General features: G+C 70.0%; 11 protein-coding genes. 4 read left to right on the top strand and 7 right to left on the bottom strand.

The features are described from left to right. The first annotated feature begins 1 nt into the window (after position 1). Positions 2-808: an enoyl-ACP reductase FabI gene (gene fabI / locus Tsedi_RS07140; protein WP_143895080.1), complete on the top strand. Its 807-nt coding sequence runs from the start codon at positions 2-4 to the stop codon at positions 806-808. Positions 809-913: 105 nt separating this feature from the next. Here fabI and Tsedi_RS07135 read toward each other — a convergent pair whose 3' ends face one another. The 4 genes from Tsedi_RS07135 to aceE all read right to left on the bottom strand — a co-directional run bounded on the left by Tsedi_RS07135 (position 914) and on the right by aceE (position 7688). Further along, positions 914-1540: a c-type cytochrome gene (locus tag Tsedi_RS07135; RefSeq protein ID WP_143895078.1), complete on the bottom strand. Its 627-nt coding sequence runs from the start codon at positions 1538-1540 to the stop codon at positions 914-916. A 162-nt stretch (positions 1541-1702) separates the two neighbouring features. Beyond that, positions 1703-3541, bottom strand: a complete 1839-nt coding sequence (gene lpdA / locus Tsedi_RS07130) for a dihydrolipoyl dehydrogenase (RefSeq protein ID WP_143895076.1) — start codon at positions 3539-3541, stop codon at positions 1703-1705. 13 nt (positions 3542-3554) lie between these two features. Continuing rightward, the gene (gene aceF / locus Tsedi_RS07125) at positions 3555-4949 is read right to left on the bottom strand and encodes a dihydrolipoyllysine-residue acetyltransferase (protein WP_143895074.1); all 1395 of its coding nucleotides are present in this window, start codon (positions 4947-4949) and stop codon (positions 3555-3557) included. 21 nt (positions 4950-4970) lie between these two features. After that, positions 4971-7688 (bottom strand): pyruvate dehydrogenase (acetyl-transferring), homodimeric type, encoded by a 2718-nt coding sequence (gene aceE, locus Tsedi_RS07120; protein WP_143895072.1) that lies wholly within the window; start codon positions 7686-7688, stop codon positions 4971-4973. 173 nt (positions 7689-7861) lie between these two features. Here aceE and Tsedi_RS07115 point away from each other — a divergent pair, with 173 nt between their 5' ends. The 3 genes from Tsedi_RS07115 to folD are packed head-to-tail and all read left to right on the top strand — an operon-like array spanning position 7862 to position 11900. Beyond that, positions 7862-10405, top strand: a complete 2544-nt coding sequence (locus Tsedi_RS07115) for a PAS domain-containing sensor histidine kinase (protein WP_143895070.1) — start codon at positions 7862-7864, stop codon at positions 10403-10405. 2 nt (positions 10406-10407) lie between these two features. After that, positions 10408-11037, top strand: coding sequence for a response regulator transcription factor (locus Tsedi_RS07110; protein WP_143895068.1), 630 nt, complete (start codon positions 10408-10410; stop codon positions 11035-11037). An 8-nt stretch (positions 11038-11045) separates the two neighbouring features. Then, positions 11046-11900 carry a bifunctional methylenetetrahydrofolate dehydrogenase/methenyltetrahydrofolate cyclohydrolase FolD gene (folD, locus tag Tsedi_RS07105; RefSeq protein ID WP_143895066.1) on the top strand — a complete coding sequence of 285 codons (855 nt, stop codon included), beginning with the start codon at positions 11046-11048 and terminating at the stop codon, positions 11898-11900. Positions 11901-11929: 29 nt separating this feature from the next. On the opposite strand, the gene Tsedi_RS07100 is transcribed toward folD, so the two are convergent. From Tsedi_RS07100 to carB, 3 genes are all read right to left on the bottom strand, one after another. Further along, a complete protein-coding gene (locus Tsedi_RS07100) occupies positions 11930-12403 on the bottom strand; it encodes a DUF4149 domain-containing protein (RefSeq protein ID WP_143895064.1) in 474 nt (157 codons plus the stop codon). Between the two features lie 11 nt (positions 12404-12414). After that, on the bottom strand, positions 12415-12891 hold the full coding sequence (gene greA / locus Tsedi_RS07095) for a transcription elongation factor GreA (RefSeq protein ID WP_143895061.1): 477 nt from the start codon (positions 12889-12891) through the stop codon (positions 12415-12417). A 144-nt stretch (positions 12892-13035) separates the two neighbouring features. After that, positions 13036-16302 (bottom strand): carbamoyl-phosphate synthase large subunit, encoded by a 3267-nt coding sequence (gene carB, locus Tsedi_RS07090; protein ID WP_143895059.1) that lies wholly within the window; start codon positions 16300-16302, stop codon positions 13036-13038. Positions 16303-16325: the final 23 nt, after the last annotated feature.

The raw sequence follows: 16325 nt of genomic DNA, 5'->3' as shown, positions 1-16325 counted from the left end.
GATGGGCTTTCTGGCTGGCAAGAGGCTGCTGATCACCGGGGTACTGTCCAACCGCTCGATCGCCTACGGCATCGCGCGCGCCTGCCGCGCGCAGGGGGCGGAACTGGCCTTCAGCTACGTCGGGGAGCGCTTCAAGGACCGCATCACGGAATTCGCCGCCGAGTTCGGCTCCAGCCTCGTGTTCGAGTGCGACGTCTCCGACGACGCCAACATCGAGCGGCTGTTCAAGGAACTGTCGGCGCACTGGCCGACCTTCGACGGCTTCGTGCACAGCATCGGCTACGCGCCGCGCGAGGCCATCGCCGGCGACTTCCTCGACGGCCTGTCGCGCGAGGCCTACCGCACCGCGCACGAGATCAGCGCCTACAGCTTTCCGGCCATGGCCAAGGCGGCGCTGCCGTATCTGAACGACGGCGCCGCGCTGCTGACGCTGACCTACCTCGGCAGCGAGCGCATGGTGCCGGCCTACAACACGATGGGGCTGGCCAAGGCCAGCCTGGAGGCCAGCGTGCGCTACCTGGCCGAATCGCTCGGCAGCCGCCGCCGCGGCTGGCGCGTCAATGCGATTTCCGCCGGGCCGATCAAGACGCTGGCCGCCAGCGGCATCAAGGGCTTCGGCAAGATTCTGAGCGTGGTGGAACACAACGCCCCGATCCGGCGCAACGTCACGATCGACGACGTCGGCCACACGGCGGCGTTCCTGCTCAGCGACCTGGCGGCCGGCATCAGCGCCGAGGTGATCTACGTCGACGGCGGCTTCAGCAAGGTGATGGGCGGCTTGGCCGCCAGCGACGGCGGCGAGGGTTGAGGTCCATCCCCGCCGCACCCCGCCCTGCCTGGCCACCGCCGTCCGGCCTGCGCTTGGCGGGCGCCGGCGGGCGCCCCGCTCCTGAGGCCGGCCCAAGGCCTCGATTCACTTCAGGTTGCCGAGGTAGGCGGCCACCGCCTCCAGCTCCAGGTCGTTCAGGCGGTGCGACATCACGCGCATGATCGCGCTGTCGCGGTTGCCGCTGCGCTCCTTGAAGGCCTGCACCTGGCGGATGATGTACTGTGGGTGCTGGCCCGCCAGGCGCGGCAGCTCGGTGGTGCCGGCCGCCCCCGCTCCGTGGCAGGTGGCGCACGGCGGCAGCCCGGTGTGGCGGTTGCCGCGCTCGTAGACGTAGCGTCCGACCGCCAGCAGCAGCTCGTCGCCGCTGGGGGTGTGGCCCGGCTTCTGGCGTGCGTAGTACTCGGCCACCGCCTCGATGTCGCTGGGGCTCAAGCCCTTGACCTTCTCGCTCATGGCGGTGTCCTTGCGCTCGCCGCGCGCGAACGCGTGCAGCTGGCGCGCCAGGTACTGGGCGTTTTGGCCGGCCAGGCGCGGAAAGTTCGGCGCCACGCTCTGCCCGCACGGCCCATGGCAGACCGCGCAGCGGTCGCGCGCGATGACCTCGCCGATCACCAGCGGATCGGTCGATTGGGCCTGCGCCCCCCAAGCCGCGATGCCCATGCCCAGCGCCACGATCGTGCGGCGCAGCGCCGTCTGCCAAGCCTTGCTCATGATGGGTTCCTCCGGGATGGATGCCAGGGTCGCCACCGACCCTCCCGCGCCATCCTAGGGAAACCCCGCAGGCCGACCTTGACGCGCGTCAACGTCGCTTCATCGGCATGCCACGATGCCCGGATGCGCGCCGGCCCACACCGGGGGCTGGCGCGCATCCCGTCAGCGCCGCGGCGGCGGCAGGTCGGTGCAGCTGCCGTGTGCGGCCTCCGCCGCCAGCCCGATCGTCTCGCCCAGCGTCGGGTGCGGGTGGATGGTGCGGCCGATGTCCACCGCGTCGGCCCCCATCTCGATGGCCAGCGCCACCTCGCCGATCATGTCGCCGGCATGCACGCCGACGATGCCACCGCCGACGAGGCGCCCGCTGGCCTCCTCGAACAGCAGCTTGGTGAAGCCCTCGTCGCGCCGGTTGGCGATCGCGCGGCCCGACGCCGACCACGGAAACAGGCCCTTGTGCACGGCGATCCCCTGCGCGCGGGCCTGATCCTCGGTCAGCCCCACCCAGGCGATCTCGGGGTCGGTGTAGGCCACGCTCGGGATCACGCGGGCGTCGAACGCGGTGCGCGCCAGCTTCTCGTCGCCGAGCAGCTCGCCGGCGCAGACCTCGGCGGCCACGTGGCCCTCGTGCACGGCCTTGTGCGCCAGCATCGGCTGGCCGACGATGTCGCCGATCGCGAACAGATGCGGCACCGCGGTGCGCATCTGCCGGTCCACGCGGATGAAGCCGCGCTCGTCGACCGGCAGCCCGGCCGCCTCGGCGCCGATCGCGCGGCCGTTCGGCACCCTCCCCACCGCCTGCAGCACGAGGTCGTACACCCCCTCGGCACGGGCCCCGTCGGCGCCCTCGAACGTCACGCGGATGCCGTCGGCGGCGGCCTCGGCGGCCACCGTGCGCGTGCGCAGCCGGATGGCGTCGAAGCGGTGCGCGTTGACCTTCTGCCAGACCTTGACGAGGTCGCGGTCGGCGCCGGGCATCAGGCCGTCGGCCATCTCGACCACCTCCAGCCGTGCGCCGAGCGTCGAATAGACCGTGGCCATCTCCAGCCCGATGATGCCGCCGCCGATCACCAGCATGCGCTGCGGCACGCGCGCCAGCTCCAGCGCGCCGGTGGAATCCACGACGCGCTCGTCCTGCGGCAGGAACGGCAGCCGCACCGGCTGCGAGCCGGCGGCCAGGATGGCGCGCCGGAACGCCACCACCTGCTGGCGCCCGGTGCGCTCCTTTCCAAGGCCGGTGGTCTCCTCCACCGCCAGGTGGTGCGGCCCGACGAGCCGCCCCACCCCGCGCAGCACGGTGACCTTGCGCATCTTGGCCATCGCCGCCAGACCGGCGGTGAGCCTGCCGATGACGGCCTGCTTGTGCGCGCGCAACTTCGCGAGGTCGACCTGTGGCGCACCGAACACCACGCCGATGTCGGCCAGATGGCGCGCCTCGTCGATCACCGCCGCCACGTTCAGCAGCGCCTTGCTCGGGATGCAGCCGACGTTGAGGCACACCCCCCCGAGCGTGCCGTAGCGCTCCACCAGCACGACCTTCAGGCCCAGATCGGCGGCACGGAACGCCGCCGAGTAACCGCCCGGCCCGCCGCCGAGCACCAGCAGGTCGCACTCGTGGTCGACCGCGCCGTGCCACGCGGCGGCCGGGGCCGCGGACACTCCTGCGCTGCCCCGCTCCACCGTCGCGGCCGGCGCCACCGGCCCCTCCGCCGTCGGGGTGGCTGCGGCGGACGCCGGGCCGGCCGGCGCAGCGGTTGCGGCATCCTCGGCCGCCTCCAGCAGTGCGATCACCGAGCCCTCCGACACCTTGTCGCCGAGCTTGACCTTGAGCTCCCGGATCACCCCCGCATGGCTCGACGGGATCTCCATCGACGCCTTGTCGCTCTCCACCGTGATCAGCGACTGGTCCACCGCCACCGCATCCCCCGGCTTGACCAGCACCTCGATCACCGCCACGTCCTTGAAGTCGCCGATGTCCGGCACCTTCACTTCGATCGTTGCCATGCGCACGGCCCCTTCACAGCAGGATGCGGCGGAAGTCCGCCAGCAGTTGGCCCAGATAGGCGTTGAAGCGCGCCGCCGCCGCGCCGTCGATGACGCGGTGATCCCAGGTCAGCGACAGCGGCAGCATCAGCCGCGGCACGAACGCCTTGCCGTCCCAAACCGGCTCCCAGCGCGCCTTGCACACGCCCAGGATCGCCACCTCGGGCGCGTTGATGATCGGCGTGAAGTAGCGCCCGCCGATGCCACCGAGGCTGGAGATGGTGAAGGTGGCTCCGCTCATGTCGGCGGGGCCGAGCTTGCCGTCGCGCGCCTTCCTGGCCAGTTCGGCGGTCTCGCGCGCGATCTGCAGCACGCCCTTGCGGTCGGCATCCTTCAGCACCGGCACCACCAACCCGTTGGGCGTGTCGGTGGCAAAGCCGATGTGCCAGTAGCGCTTCAGGATCAGCGCTTCGCCGCCGCCCTCCACGTCCAGCGAGCTGTTGAATTCCGGAAACTTCTGCAGCGCCGCCACGCACGCCTTGATCAGGAAGGCCAGCATCGTGACCTTGACGCCGTCGCGCTCGTGTTCCCTGTTGAGCTGCTGGCGGAACGCCTCCAGCTCGGTGACGTCGGCGTCGTCGTGGTTGGTCACCGCCGGGATCATCACCGCGTTGCGCATCAGGTTGGCGCCGCTGATGCGCTTGATGCGCGGCAGCTCCTGGCGCTCGATGGGGCCGAACCTGGCGAAGTCGACCTTCGGCCACGGCAGCAGGCCCAGCGCCGCGCCGTCGCCACCCGCCGCCGGCGCGGCCGGGATACGCGCTTTCTGCGCCTCGGTCTGCTGCTGGCCAAGCATCACCGCGCGGGTGAACGCCTGCACGTCCTCGATCGTGATGCGGCCCTTGGGCCCGCTGCCGCGCACCTCGGCCAGCGGCACGCCCAGCTCGCGCGCGAACTTGCGCACCGCCGGCGACGCATGCGGCAGCCCCACCGGCGGCCGCGTCGGCTCGTGCGGCTCGACCTGAGCCGCCACCGGCACCGGCGTGACGGACGTTGCCACGGGCGCGGTCGGTGTGGCCGCGGGCGCCACCGCCGCCGGGGCCGGCGCAGGGGCCACGACGGCTGGAGCGGCAGCCGGCGCGGTCGCCGGACCCTGCGCGGGGCTGGCGGGCGCGGCGGCGGCCGCGTCATCGGCCACCTCCAGCAGCGCGATCACCGAGCCCTCCGACACCTTGTCGCCGAGCTTGACCTTGACCTCCCGCACCACCCCCGCGTGGCTCGACGGGATCTCCATCGACGCCTTGTCGCTCTCCACCGTGATCAGCGACTGGTCCACCGCCACCGCATCCCCCGGCTTGACCAGCACCTCGATCACCGCCACGTCCTTGAAGTCGCCGATGTCCGGCACCTTGATTTCGACCACTGCCATGTCGTGTCTCCTCGGCCGGGCTCAGGCGAACATCGGGTTGACCTTGTCGGCGTCGATGCCGTACCGGGCGATCGCCTCGGCCACGCGGCTGGCCGGCACGGCGCCCTCCTCCGCCAGCCCCTTGAGCGCCGCCACCGTGATGTAGTGCCGGTCGACCTCGAAGTGGCGCCGCAGCCGCCAGCGGAAGTCACTGCGGCCGAAGCCGTCGGTGCCCAGCACCTTGTAGGTGCGGCCCTTCGGCAGGAACGGCCGGATCTGCTCGGCGTAGGCCTTGACGTAGTCGGTCGAGGCCACCACCGGGCCCGGATGCGCCGCCAGCTGCTGCGCCACGAACGGCTCGCGCGGCTCGGCGGTCGGGTGCAGCAGGTTCCAGCGCTCGCAGTCCTGTCCGTCGCGCGCCAGCTCGGTGAAGCTCGGGCAGCTCCAGACGTCGGCGGCCACCCCCCAGTCGCGTGCCAGCAGCGTCTGCGCCTCGATGGCCTCGCGCAGGATCGCGCCGCTGCCCAGCAGCTGCACGCGCAGCGGCAGATCGGGCCCCTCCAGCAGCCGGTACATGCCGCGGATGATCTGCTCCTCGGTGCCGGGCTTCAGCCCCGGGTGGGCGTAGTTTTCGTTCAGCAGCGTGACGTAGAAGAAGACGTTGTCCTGCTTCTCCACCATGCGCTTCAAGCCATGGTGCAGGATGACGGCCACCTCATGCGCAAACGTCGGGTCGTAGCTGACGCAGTTGGGGATGGTGGCCGCGATCATGTGGCTGTGGCCGTCCTGGTGCTGCAGCCCCTCGCCGTTGAGCGTGGTCCGCCCCGACGTGCCGCCGAGCAGGAAGCCGCGTGCCTGCATGTCGCCGGCGGCCCAGGCCAGGTCGCCGAAGCGCTGGAAGCCGAACATCGAGTAGTAGATGAAGAACGGGATCATGATGCGGTTGTTCGTCGAGTACGACGTCGCCGCGGCGATCCACGAGCTCATCCCGCCCGCCTCGTTGATGCCCTCCTGCAGGATCTGGCCGGCCTTGTCCTCCCGGTAGTACATCACCTGATCCTTGTCCACCGGGGTGTAGAGCTGGCCCTTGGGGTTGTAGATGCCGATCTGGCGGAACAGCCCCTCCATGCCGAAGGTGCGCGCCTCGTCCACCAGGATCGGCACCACGCGCGGCCCCAGCGCCTTGTCACGCAGCAGCTGAGTGAGGAACCGCACATACGCCTGCGTGGTGCTGATCTCGCGCCCAGCCGGAGTCGGCTCCAGCAGCGCCTGGAAGGTCTCCAGCGCCGGTACGGTGAACTGCTCGTCGCTCCTGGTGCGCCGCTTGGGCAGGTAGCCGCCCAGCGCCTTGCGCCGCTCGTGCAGGTATTTCATCTCCGGCGTGTCGTCCGCCGGCTTGTAGAACGGAATCTTTGGCAGCTCGCTGTCGGGAATCGGGATGTTGAAGCGGTCGCGGAAGTAGCGGATGTCCTCGTCGGTGAGCTTCTTGGTCTGGTGCGCGGTGTTCTTGCCTTCGCCGGCGCGGCCCATCCCGTAGCCCTTGACGGTCTTGACCAGGATCACCGTCGGCTGCCCCTTGTGGTGGTACGCGCGGTGAAACGCCGCGTACACCTTGTTGGCATCGTGGCCGCCGCGGCGCAGCGCCCAGATGTCCTCGTCGCTCATCTTGGCCACCAGCTCCAGCGCCTTCGGGTGGCGGCCGAAGAAGTGCTTGCGCACGTAGGCGCCGTCGTTGGCCTTGAACGCCTGGTAGTCGCCGTCGAGCGTCTCCATCATGATGCGGCGCAGCACGCCGTCCTTGTCGCGCGCCAGCAGCGGATCCCAGTTGCTGCCCCACAGCAGCTTGATGACGTTCCAGCCGGCGCCGCGGAAGTCACCCTCCAGCTCCTGGATGATCTTGCCGTTGCCGCGCACGGGGCCGTCGAGGCGCTGCAGGTTGCAGTTGACGACGAAGATCAGGTTGTCCAGCCCCTCGCGCGCGGCGAGTCCAATCGCGCCCATGCTCTCCGGCTCGTCCATCTCGCCGTCGCCGCAGAACACCCACACCTTGCGCCGGCTGGTGTCGGCAATCCCGCGCGCGTGCAGGTATTTCAGGAAGCGCGCCTGGTAGATGCCCATGATCGGGCCCAGCCCCATGCTGACGGTCGGAAACTGCCAGAACTCCGGCATCAGCTTGGGGTGGGGGTAGCTGGACAGCCCCTTGCCCTCCACCTCCTGGCGGAAGTTGAGCAGCTGCTCCTCGGTGATGCGCCCCTCCAGGAACGCGCGCGCGTAGATGCCCGGCGCACTGTGGCCCTGGATGTAGATCAGGTCGCCGCCGTGCGTGCCGCCCTGGTCGGTGTCATCCGCGTGCCAGAAGTGGTTGAACCCGCAGGCCAGCAGGTGCGCCAGCGACTGGAACGAGCTGATGTGCCCGCCCAGCTCGCTGCCATCGGGTGACTCCAGCCGGTTGGCCTTGACGACCATGGCCATCGCGTTCCAGCGCATGTAGGCGCGCAGCCGGCCCTCCAGTTCCAGGTTGCCGGGGCTGTGCTCCTCCTCGTCCGGTTCGATGGTGTTGACGTAGCCGGTGGTGGCGGAAAACGGCAGGTCGATGCTGTGCTCGCGCGCCTCCTCCAGCAGCTGCTCCAGCAGGAAGTGCGCGCGCTGCGGGCCTTCACGCTCGATGACCGCGTCCAGCGCCTCCAGCCACTCCCGCGTTTCCTGCGGGTCGGCGTCCGGGGCGATCAGCGGGGATTGCAGGGGCGGGGTGTCGGACATGGTGCAGTCTCCTCGGGTGGCAGGGAAAGCGTACGGCGCACGCGCCGGCTTGTCACGAAGTTTCGCACAAAAATGACCGTCTTCCAAACTGCGGTTTTGTTTTTCATAAAGTGAAATCTTGTCACATCCCCTCCGGAGTACTGTGCCTGCGGGTTTGCCCTAAACTAGCCGCGATGGGACGGCCCGCCCTTTCCGCTGCGCTCACCGTGCGGCCGCTGCAGGCTTGGCGGCGCTGGTGGAACGGCCTGCCCCCACAGCGGCAGGACCTGCTGGCCATGCTCGGGCCTCTGGTGTCGGTGCTGCTGTTCTTGAGCGCCATCCTGACGGCGCTGGTCTACTTCACGCGCGAGGACCAGGCGCGCGAGCGCGAGGCGGTCGCGCGCGACACCGAGTACGCCCAGCAGCGCCTGCGGCTGCGGCTGCTGGAACGCCAGGAGCAGGTCATGCGCCTGGCGCGCGACATCGCCAACCGCACGCTGGAGGAGACCGCCTTCGTCGCCCAGGCCGAGAGCCTGGTGCTGCAGCACCCGGAACTGCTCGGGGTGCACTGGATCGGCCCTTACCGCGAGGTGATCACCGGCTTCAACTCGCCGGTGGTGGAGCCGCGCGGTCAGCGCCGCAGCGGGCAGCGTCTGCCGCCCGGGCTGGCCGATGGCGCGTTCGAGCTGGCGCGTGACCTGCACCAGCCGGTCTACTCACGCCCGCTGCGCCGCGACGACGGCGGCTGGAGCGTGCTCATGTTCGTGCCGTTCGAGAACCAGCGCCGTTTCGGCGGCGCGGTGATGGCCGAGCTGGCGCTGGACAACCTGCTGCGCTATGGTGTGCCGCCGGAGGTGCTGGCGCGTTACGCCGTCACGCTGGAGGGCGAGGACGGCACGCTGCTGGCCGGCGAGGCGCTGGCGCCGGCGCCGCGCGGTCCACTGGGGCACCTGCCGTGGGCCGCGCGGCCGCAGAGCCATGCGCTGAGCCTTTCGCCCGTGGGCAACAGCGTGCTGGTGCGCGTGGAGGGGCTGCGCGCCGAACGTGACCGCACCGCCGAGGTGCTGTTCTGGCTGGTGGGGGCCATGAGCGTGGCCACCATCTGGATGCTGCTGGCCAACATGCGCCACAGCCGCCGCCGGTTGCAGGCGCAGCGCGCGCTGCTGGCCGAGACCAACTTCCGCCGCGCGATGGAAAACTCCATGCTGACCGGCATGCGCGTGCTGGACCTGGAGGGCCGCATCACCTACGTCAACCGCGCCTTCTGCGACATGACCGGCTGGAGCGAGGAGGAGCTGATCGGCGCCACCGCCCCCTTCCCCTACTGGCCCGAGTCCGAACATGAGCACCTGATGGCGCGCCTGCAGGACGAAATCTCCGGCCGCAACACCCCCGGCGGCTTCGAGGTGCCAGTCAAGCGCAAGAACGGCAGCATCTTCTACGCGCGCATGTACGTCTCGCCGTTGATCGACGCGCAGGGGCGACAGACCGGCTGGATGACGTCGATGACCGACATCACCGAGCCGCGGCGCATCCGCGAGGAACTGGCCGCTTCCTACGACCGCTTCGTCACGGTGCTGGACAGCCTGGACGAAGCCATCTCGGTGGCGCCGCTGCACAGCCACGAGTTGCTGTTCGCCAACCGCATGTACCGCAACTGGTTCGGCGAGGGCTCGGCCGGCCATGAACGGATGCTGGAGCTGTGCGCGGCGGTGCCGGTGCTGCCGGCGCAGGACGTGCAGGACCAGGTCGACAGCCTGATGGGCCTGCCGGCCGATGCGCTGGTGGAGGCCATCGCCGAGCACGCGCAGATCCACGTGCCGGAGCTGGGCAAATGGCTGGAGCTGCGCACCCGCTACCTGACGTGGGTGGACGGCCGGCTGGTGCAGATGTTGATCGCCACCGACATCACGGCGCGCCGCCAGGCCGAGGAACAGGCCAAGCTGCAGGCCGAGCGCGCCGCCACCGCCAGCCGCCTGATCACGATGGGGGAGATGGCCTCCAGCGTCGCGCACGAGCTCAATCAGCCGCTGACCGCCATCAGCAACTACGCCAGCGGCATGATCAGCCGCCTGCGGCAGGGACGCATCGAGACCGACGAGCTGCTCGGGGCGCTGGAGAAGACGGCGCGGCAGGCCCAGCGCGCCGGCTCCATCATCCAGCGCATCCGCGCCTTCGTGAAGAAGAGCGAACCGCACCCGACGCTGTCGGACGTCGGCCAGATGGTGGCCAACGCCACCGAACTGGCCGACATCGAGCTGCGGCGCCACCTCGTGCGGCTCAACGTCTACCTGGCCGAGCGGTTGCCGCCGCTGATGGTCGACCCGATCCTGATCGAGCAGGTGCTCATCAACCTGCTGAAGAACGCCGGCGAATCGATCCAGTGCGCCGGCCGCCCGCCCGGGCAGCGGCTGGTGGAACTCACCGTCACCCCGCGCCAGGTGGACGGCCGCGACGGCGTGGAGTTCGTCGTGCGCGACAACGGCTGCGGCATCCCGCCCGAACACCTCGAACGCATCTACGACGCCTTCTACAGCACCAAGACCGAAGGCATGGGCATCGGGCTGAAGCTGTGCCGCTCGATCGTCGAGTCGCACCACGGGCGGCTGACCGCCCGCAACCTCTACAATGGCGAGCAGGTGTCCGGCTGCGAATTCAGCGTCTGGCTGCCCGCCGCGGCCGCGCCAGCCAAGCCGGATGCCGGCAGCGACAAGACCTCCCTGCCCACCCTAGGATGACGATGAGCCTGATTCCCAAACGCGGAACCGTGTACGTGGTCGACGACGACGAAGCCGTGCGCGACTCGCTGCAATGGCTGCTGGAGGGCAAGGATTACCGCGTGCGATGCTTCGAGTCGGCCGAGGCCTTTCTGGCGCGCTACGATCCGCGCGAGGTCGCCTGCCTGATCGCCGACATCCGCATGGGCGGCATGAGCGGCATGGAACTGCAGGACCGGCTGCTGGAGCGCCACTCGCCGCTGCCGATCTGCTTCATCACCGGCCACGGCGACGTGCCGATGGCGGTGGAATCGATGAAGAAGGGCGCGGTGGACTTCATCCAGAAGCCGTTCGACGAGGCCAAGCTGGTGGCGCTGGTCGACCGCATGCTGGAACTGGCGCGCGAGGCGTTCGCCGTGCACCAGCAGGCCGCCACGCGCGAGGCGCTGCTGGCCAAGCTGACCACGCGCGAATCGCAGGTGCTGGAGCGCATCGTCGCCGGCCGGCTCAACAAGCAGATCGCCGACGACCTCGGCATCAGCATCAAGACGGTGGAGGCGCACCGCGCCAACATCATGGAAAAGCTCGGCGCCAACACCGTGGCCGACCTGCTCAAGATCGCGCTGGCGCCGATCCCCCCCTCCAAAGTCTGACCCTCCCCATGACCGCCCAACTGATCGACGGCGTGGCGCTGGCGCGCCACTGGCGCCAGCGCGTCGCCGAGCGTGCCGCCGCCTTGGCGGCGCGCGGCCACCGCCCGGGCCTTGCGGTGATCCTGGTCGGCGACGACCCCGCCAGCCAGGTCTACGTGCGCAACAAGGTCAAGGCCTGCGGCGAGGCCGGCATCCATTCGGTGCTGGAAGCCTACCCCGCCAGCCTCACCGAGGACGAGCTGCTGGCGCGCATCGCCGCGCTCAACGCCGACTCGGCCATCCACGGCATCCTGGTGCAGCTGCCGCTGCCTGCGCACCTGAACGCCCAGCGCGTCATCGAGGCCATCGCGCCGGAGAAGGACGTCGACGGCTTTCACGTCGCCAACGCCGGCGCGCTGCTGGTCGGCCAGCCGGCCTTCCGGCCCTGCACGCCGTACGGCTGCATGAAGATGCTGGAACACATCGGCCGCACCGATCTGCGCGGCCAGCACGCCGTCGTGGTGGGCCGCAGCAACATCGTCGGCAAGCCGATGGCGCTTCTGCTGCTGCAGGCCGGCGCCACCGTGACGATCTGCCACAGCGGCACCGCGGACCTGGCCCACCACACGCGCCAGGCGGACGTCCTGGTGGCGGCGGTCGGCAAGCCGCGCATGATCGGCGCCGACATGGTCAAGCCCGGCGCCGTCGTGCTCGACGTCGGCATCAACCGCCTGCCCGACGGCAAACTGTGCGGCGACGTGGACTTCGACGCCGTGCGCGAGGTGGCCGGCTGGATCACCCCGGTGCCCGGCGGCGTGGGGCCGATGACGATCGCGATGCTGCTGCTGAACACGGTCGAGGCGACAGAGCGCACGGCTGGCTGACCAACCGGCCCTCGCACCACGGTCTCGGCTCAGCGACCGTCCGCCTCGCCCGGGCGCGCTGTCCGCCCCGCCAGCCACCACAGGCTGCGCAGCGCGCACAGCCATTGCAGCGCCACCAGCAGCGTGCCCAGGCCGTGCCACAGCGGAAGGTTGGCGCCGGTCTGGCGGGCGGTGAGGATGCGCTGGGCCACCCCAAACTCCTGCACCAGACCCGCGAGCGCCCCGAGCAGCAGCCACGGCAGCAGCGCCCAGCTGGCGTCGCCTGCCTGGCCGCGGCCGCGCTGCGCGCGCCCCCACAGCAGCAGCGCCAAGGCGGCGGCCACGCTCACCCACGACTGCACCTGGAACAGCCGCGCGGCCATGCCGCCGGCCACCGCCGGGTTGTTGAAGTGCGCAAACAGCAGCGGCACGGCGACGAAGCTCCACGCCGTCACCGCGCCCCACCACAGCGCCGCCACCAGCAGCGGCCAGCGCTGCGCCCACGCTTGCCAGAGGGCCCGCACCGGCTGCCCCCTCACTCGTAGCGCACGGCCACGATCTCGTAGCGGCGCACGCCGTTGGGCGCCTGCACCTCGGCGACGTCGCCCTCTTCCTTGCCGATCAGCGCGCGCGCGATGGGACTCGAGACGTTGATCAGCCCGAGCTTCAGGTCGGCCTCGTCCTCGCCGACGATCTGGTAGGTGACGGTCTCGCCGGTGGCCTCGTCCTGCAGCTCGACGGTGGCGCCGAACACCACCTTGCCACCGGCGTCGAGCTGCGCCGGGTCGATGATCTGGGCCGCGGCGAGCTTGCCCTCGATCTCCTTGATGCGGCCTTCGATGAAGCCCTGGCGGTCCTTGGCGGCGTCGTACTCGGCGTTCTCGCTGAGGTCACCCTGCGCACGGGCCTCGGCGATGGCCTGGATGACGGCGGGGCGCTCGACGGTCTTCAGGCGGTGCAGCTCCTCCTTGAGCTTGTCGGCCCCGCGCTTGGTCAACGGAATGGTGGGCATCGGTGTCGTCCTCGTGGCACAAAAGCAAACCGCCGAGCGTTGCCGGTCGGCGGTCTGCGGTTCGATGGCGCGAATGATACCCCGGAAACGCCACGACGGCGGAATGCCGCGCCGCTGGCAGCCCCGCGGCGGTGCGGCGGCGCGTCAGGCCAGCTGCGCGTGCAGCTCGGCCAGCGCGTACACCGGCAGGTCGTCCATCACCTTCATCCCCTCCACCGCCGCCTCGGCGCCGAAGATCGTGGTGAACGTCGTCACGCGGTGCGCCAGCGACGCCACGCGGATGTAGCGCGAGTCGGCGATCGCGTTGCGGCGCTCCTCCACCGTGTTGATGACCATGGCGATCTCGCCGTTCTTGATCATGTCCACGATGTTCGGGCGGCCCTCGGTGACCTTGTTGACCACCGCGCACGGGATGCCTGCGGCCTGGATCGCCGCGGCGGTGCCGCGCGTGGCCACGAGCTCGAAGCCCATCGCCGCCAGATCGCGCGCGATCGGCACCACGCGCGCCTTGTCGCCGGGCTTGACCGACAGGAAGATCCTGCGCACCGCGTCCGTCGGATGCGGCAGGCGCACGCCGGCGCCGAGCTGGCTCTTGACGAACGCCTCGCCGAACGTGCGGCCCACGCCCATCACCTCGCCGGTGGACTTCATCTCCGGACCCAGGATGGTGTCCACGCCGGGGAACTTGACGAACGGGAACACCGCCTCCTTGACGCTGAAGTACGGCGGCGTGACCTCGCGCGTGACGCCCTGCTGCGCCAGCGTCCTGCCCGCCATGCAGCGCGCCGCCACCTTGGCGAGCGGGATGCCGGTGGCCTTGGAGACGAACGGCACGGTGCGGCTGGCGCGCGGGTTGACCTCCAGCACGTAGATGACGTCGCGCTTGGCGCCGTCCTCCTCCACTTCTTGAATGGCGAACTGCACGTTCATGAGACCCACGACCTGCAGCGCCTCGGCCAGCGCCGCGGTCTGGCGCTTGATCTCGGCCACCGTGGCCGCCGACAGGTAATACGGCGGCAGCGAGCAGGCCGAATCACCCGAGTGCACGCCCGCCTGCTCGATGTGCTCCATGACGCCGCCGATCAGCACCTGGCCGCTGGCGTCGCGGATGCAGTCGACGTCGCACTCGATGGCGTCGTTGAGAAAACGGTCCAGCAGCACCGGCGAGTCGTTGCTGACCTTGACCGCCTCGCGCATGTAGCGCTCCAGATCGCGCGGCTCGTGCACGATCTCCATCGCGCGCCCGCCCAGCACGTAGCTCGGCCGCACCACGAGCGGGTAGCCCAGCTCGGCGGCTTTCTCCATCGCCTCGGCCTCGGTGCGCGCGGTGGCGTTGGGCGGCTGCTTGAGTCCCAGCCGATGCAGCATCTGCTGGAAGCGCTCGCGGTCCTCGGCGGCGTCGATCATGTCGGGCGTCGTGCCGATGATCGGCACGCCGGCGCGCTCCAGCCCCAGCGCCAGCTTCAGCGGCGTCTGCCCGCCGTACTGGACGATGACGCCCTCGGGCTTCTCGACCGCGACGATCTCCAGCACGTCCTCCAGCGTCAGCGGCTCGAAGTAGAGCCGGTCGCTGGTGTCGTAGTCGGTGGAGACGGTCTCCGGGTTGCAGTTGACCATGATGGTCTCGAAGCCGTCCTCGCGCAGGGCCAGCGCCGCGTGCACGCAGCAGTAGTCGAACTCGATGCCCTGGCCGATGCGGTTGGGACCGCCGCCCAGCACGATGATCTTGCGCCGGTCGCTCGGCGCGGCCTCGCACTCCTGCTCGTAGGTGGAGTAGAGGTAGGCGGTATGGCTGGCGAACTCCGCCGCGCAGGTGTCGACGCGCTTGTAGACAGGGCGAATGCCCAAGGCATGACGGCGTGCGCGCACCGCCTCCTCGGAGGAGCCGAGCAGCTTGGCCAGCCGCCGGTCCGAAAAGCCCTTGCGCTTGAGCGTGCGCAGCGTGGCGGCGTCCAGCGCCTGCAGCGCCTGCGCGCCGTGCTGCGCCGTGTGGCGGTCCAGCGCCAGCTCGATCTGCACGATCTCCTGGATCTGCGCCAGGAACCACCGGTCGATCTTGGTGAGCTGGTGCACCTCCTCCAGCGACCAGCCGGCCGCGAAGGCGTCGCCCACATACCAGATGCGCTCCGGCCCGGGTTCGCCGAGCTCGCGCTCCAGCGTCTCGCGGTCCTGGGTCTTCTCGTTCATGCCGTCGACGCCGACCTCCAGCCCGCGCAGCGCCTTCTGGAAGCTTTCCTGGAACGTGCGGCCGATGGCCATCACCTCGCCGACCGACTTCATCTGCGTGGTCAGGCGGTCGTTGGCCTGCGGAAACTTCTCGAACGCGAAGCGCGGGATCTTGGTGACGACGTAGTCGATCGTCGGCTCGAACGACGCGGGTGTGGCCCCGCCGGTGATGTCGTTCCTCAGCTCATCCAGCGTGTAGCCCACCGCGAGCTTGGCCGCCACCTTGGCGATCGGGAATCCCGTGGCCTTGGACGCCAGGGCCGAGGAGCGGCTCACGCGCGGGTTCATCTCGATGACGATCATGCGCCCGTCGGCCGGGTTGATCGCGAACTGCACGTTGGAACCGCCGGTGTCCACGCCGATCTCGCGCAGCACGGCGATGGAGGCATCGCGCATGCGCTGGTATTCCTTGTCGGTCAGCGTCTGCGCCGGCGCCACGGTGATCGAGTCGCCGGTGTGCACGCCCATCGGGTCGAGGTTCTCGATCGAGCAGACGATGATGCAGTTGTCGGCCTTGTCGCGCACCACCTCCATCTCGAACTCTTTCCAGCCGACCAGCGACTCCTCGATGAGCAGCTCCGAGGTCGGCGAGGCCTCCAGGCCGCGCTTGCAGATGGTCTCAAACTCCTCCGGGTTGTAGGCGATGCCGCCGCCCGTGCCGCCGAGCGTGAAGCTGGGCCGGATCACGCACGGAAAGCCCACCGTGCGCTGCACCGCCCAGGCTTCCTCCATGCTGTGCGCGATGCCGGAGCGGGCCGACTCCAGCCCGATGCGCGTCATCGCCTCCTTGAACTTCTGGCGGTCCTCGGCCTTGTCGATCGCCTCGGGGCGCGCGCCGATCAGCTCGCAGCCGTAGCGTTCCAGCACGCCGTGGCGCCACAGATCCAGCGCGCAGTTCAGCGCCGTCTGGCCGCCCATGGTGGGCAGGATGGCGTCCGGGCGCTCCTTGGCGATGATCTTCTCGACCGTCTGCCAGGTGATCGGCTCGATGTAGACCGCATCCGCCGTGGCCGGGTCGGTCATGATCGTGGCCGGGTTGCTGTTGATCAGGATGACGCGGTAGCCCTCCTCGCGCAGCGCCTTGCACGCCTGCACGCCGGAGTAGTCGAATTCGCACGCCTGGCCGATGACGATCGGGCCGGCGCCGATGATGAGGATGCTGCGAAGGTCTTGACGCTTGGGCATGGTGTCGAGGATCGAGGGAGACG

Source organism: Tepidimonas sediminis, from assembly GCF_007556605.1.
GTDB lineage: Bacteria > Pseudomonadota > Gammaproteobacteria > Burkholderiales > Burkholderiaceae_C > Tepidimonas > Tepidimonas sediminis.
Note: the sequence above shows the minus strand (reverse complement) of the source record. Positions and strands in the feature narration are given on the sequence as shown.

Excerpts from the sequence above, each read along its gene's own strand:
- fabI (WP_143895080.1), top strand. The coding sequence starts at position 2 with ATGGGCTTTCTGGCTGGCAAGAGGCTGCTGATCACCGGGGTACTGTCC.
- Tsedi_RS07135 (WP_143895078.1), bottom strand. The coding sequence starts at position 1,540 with ATGAGCAAGGCTTGGCAGACGGCGCTGCGCCGCACGATCGTGGCGCTG.
- lpdA (WP_143895076.1), bottom strand. The coding sequence starts at position 3,541 with ATGGCAACGATCGAAGTGAAGGTGCCGGACATCGGCGACTTCAAGGAC.
- aceF (WP_143895074.1), bottom strand. The coding sequence starts at position 4,949 with ATGGCAGTGGTCGAAATCAAGGTGCCGGACATCGGCGACTTCAAGGAC.
- aceE (WP_143895072.1), bottom strand. The coding sequence starts at position 7,688 with ATGTCCGACACCCCGCCCCTGCAATCCCCGCTGATCGCCCCGGACGCC.
- Tsedi_RS07115 (WP_143895070.1), top strand. The coding sequence starts at position 7,862 with ATGGGACGGCCCGCCCTTTCCGCTGCGCTCACCGTGCGGCCGCTGCAG.
- Tsedi_RS07110 (WP_143895068.1), top strand. The coding sequence starts at position 10,408 with ATGAGCCTGATTCCCAAACGCGGAACCGTGTACGTGGTCGACGACGAC.
- folD (WP_143895066.1), top strand. The coding sequence starts at position 11,046 with ATGACCGCCCAACTGATCGACGGCGTGGCGCTGGCGCGCCACTGGCGC.
- greA (WP_143895061.1), bottom strand. The coding sequence starts at position 12,891 with ATGCCCACCATTCCGTTGACCAAGCGCGGGGCCGACAAGCTCAAGGAG.
- carB (WP_143895059.1), bottom strand. The coding sequence starts at position 16,302 with ATGCCCAAGCGTCAAGACCTTCGCAGCATCCTCATCATCGGCGCCGGC.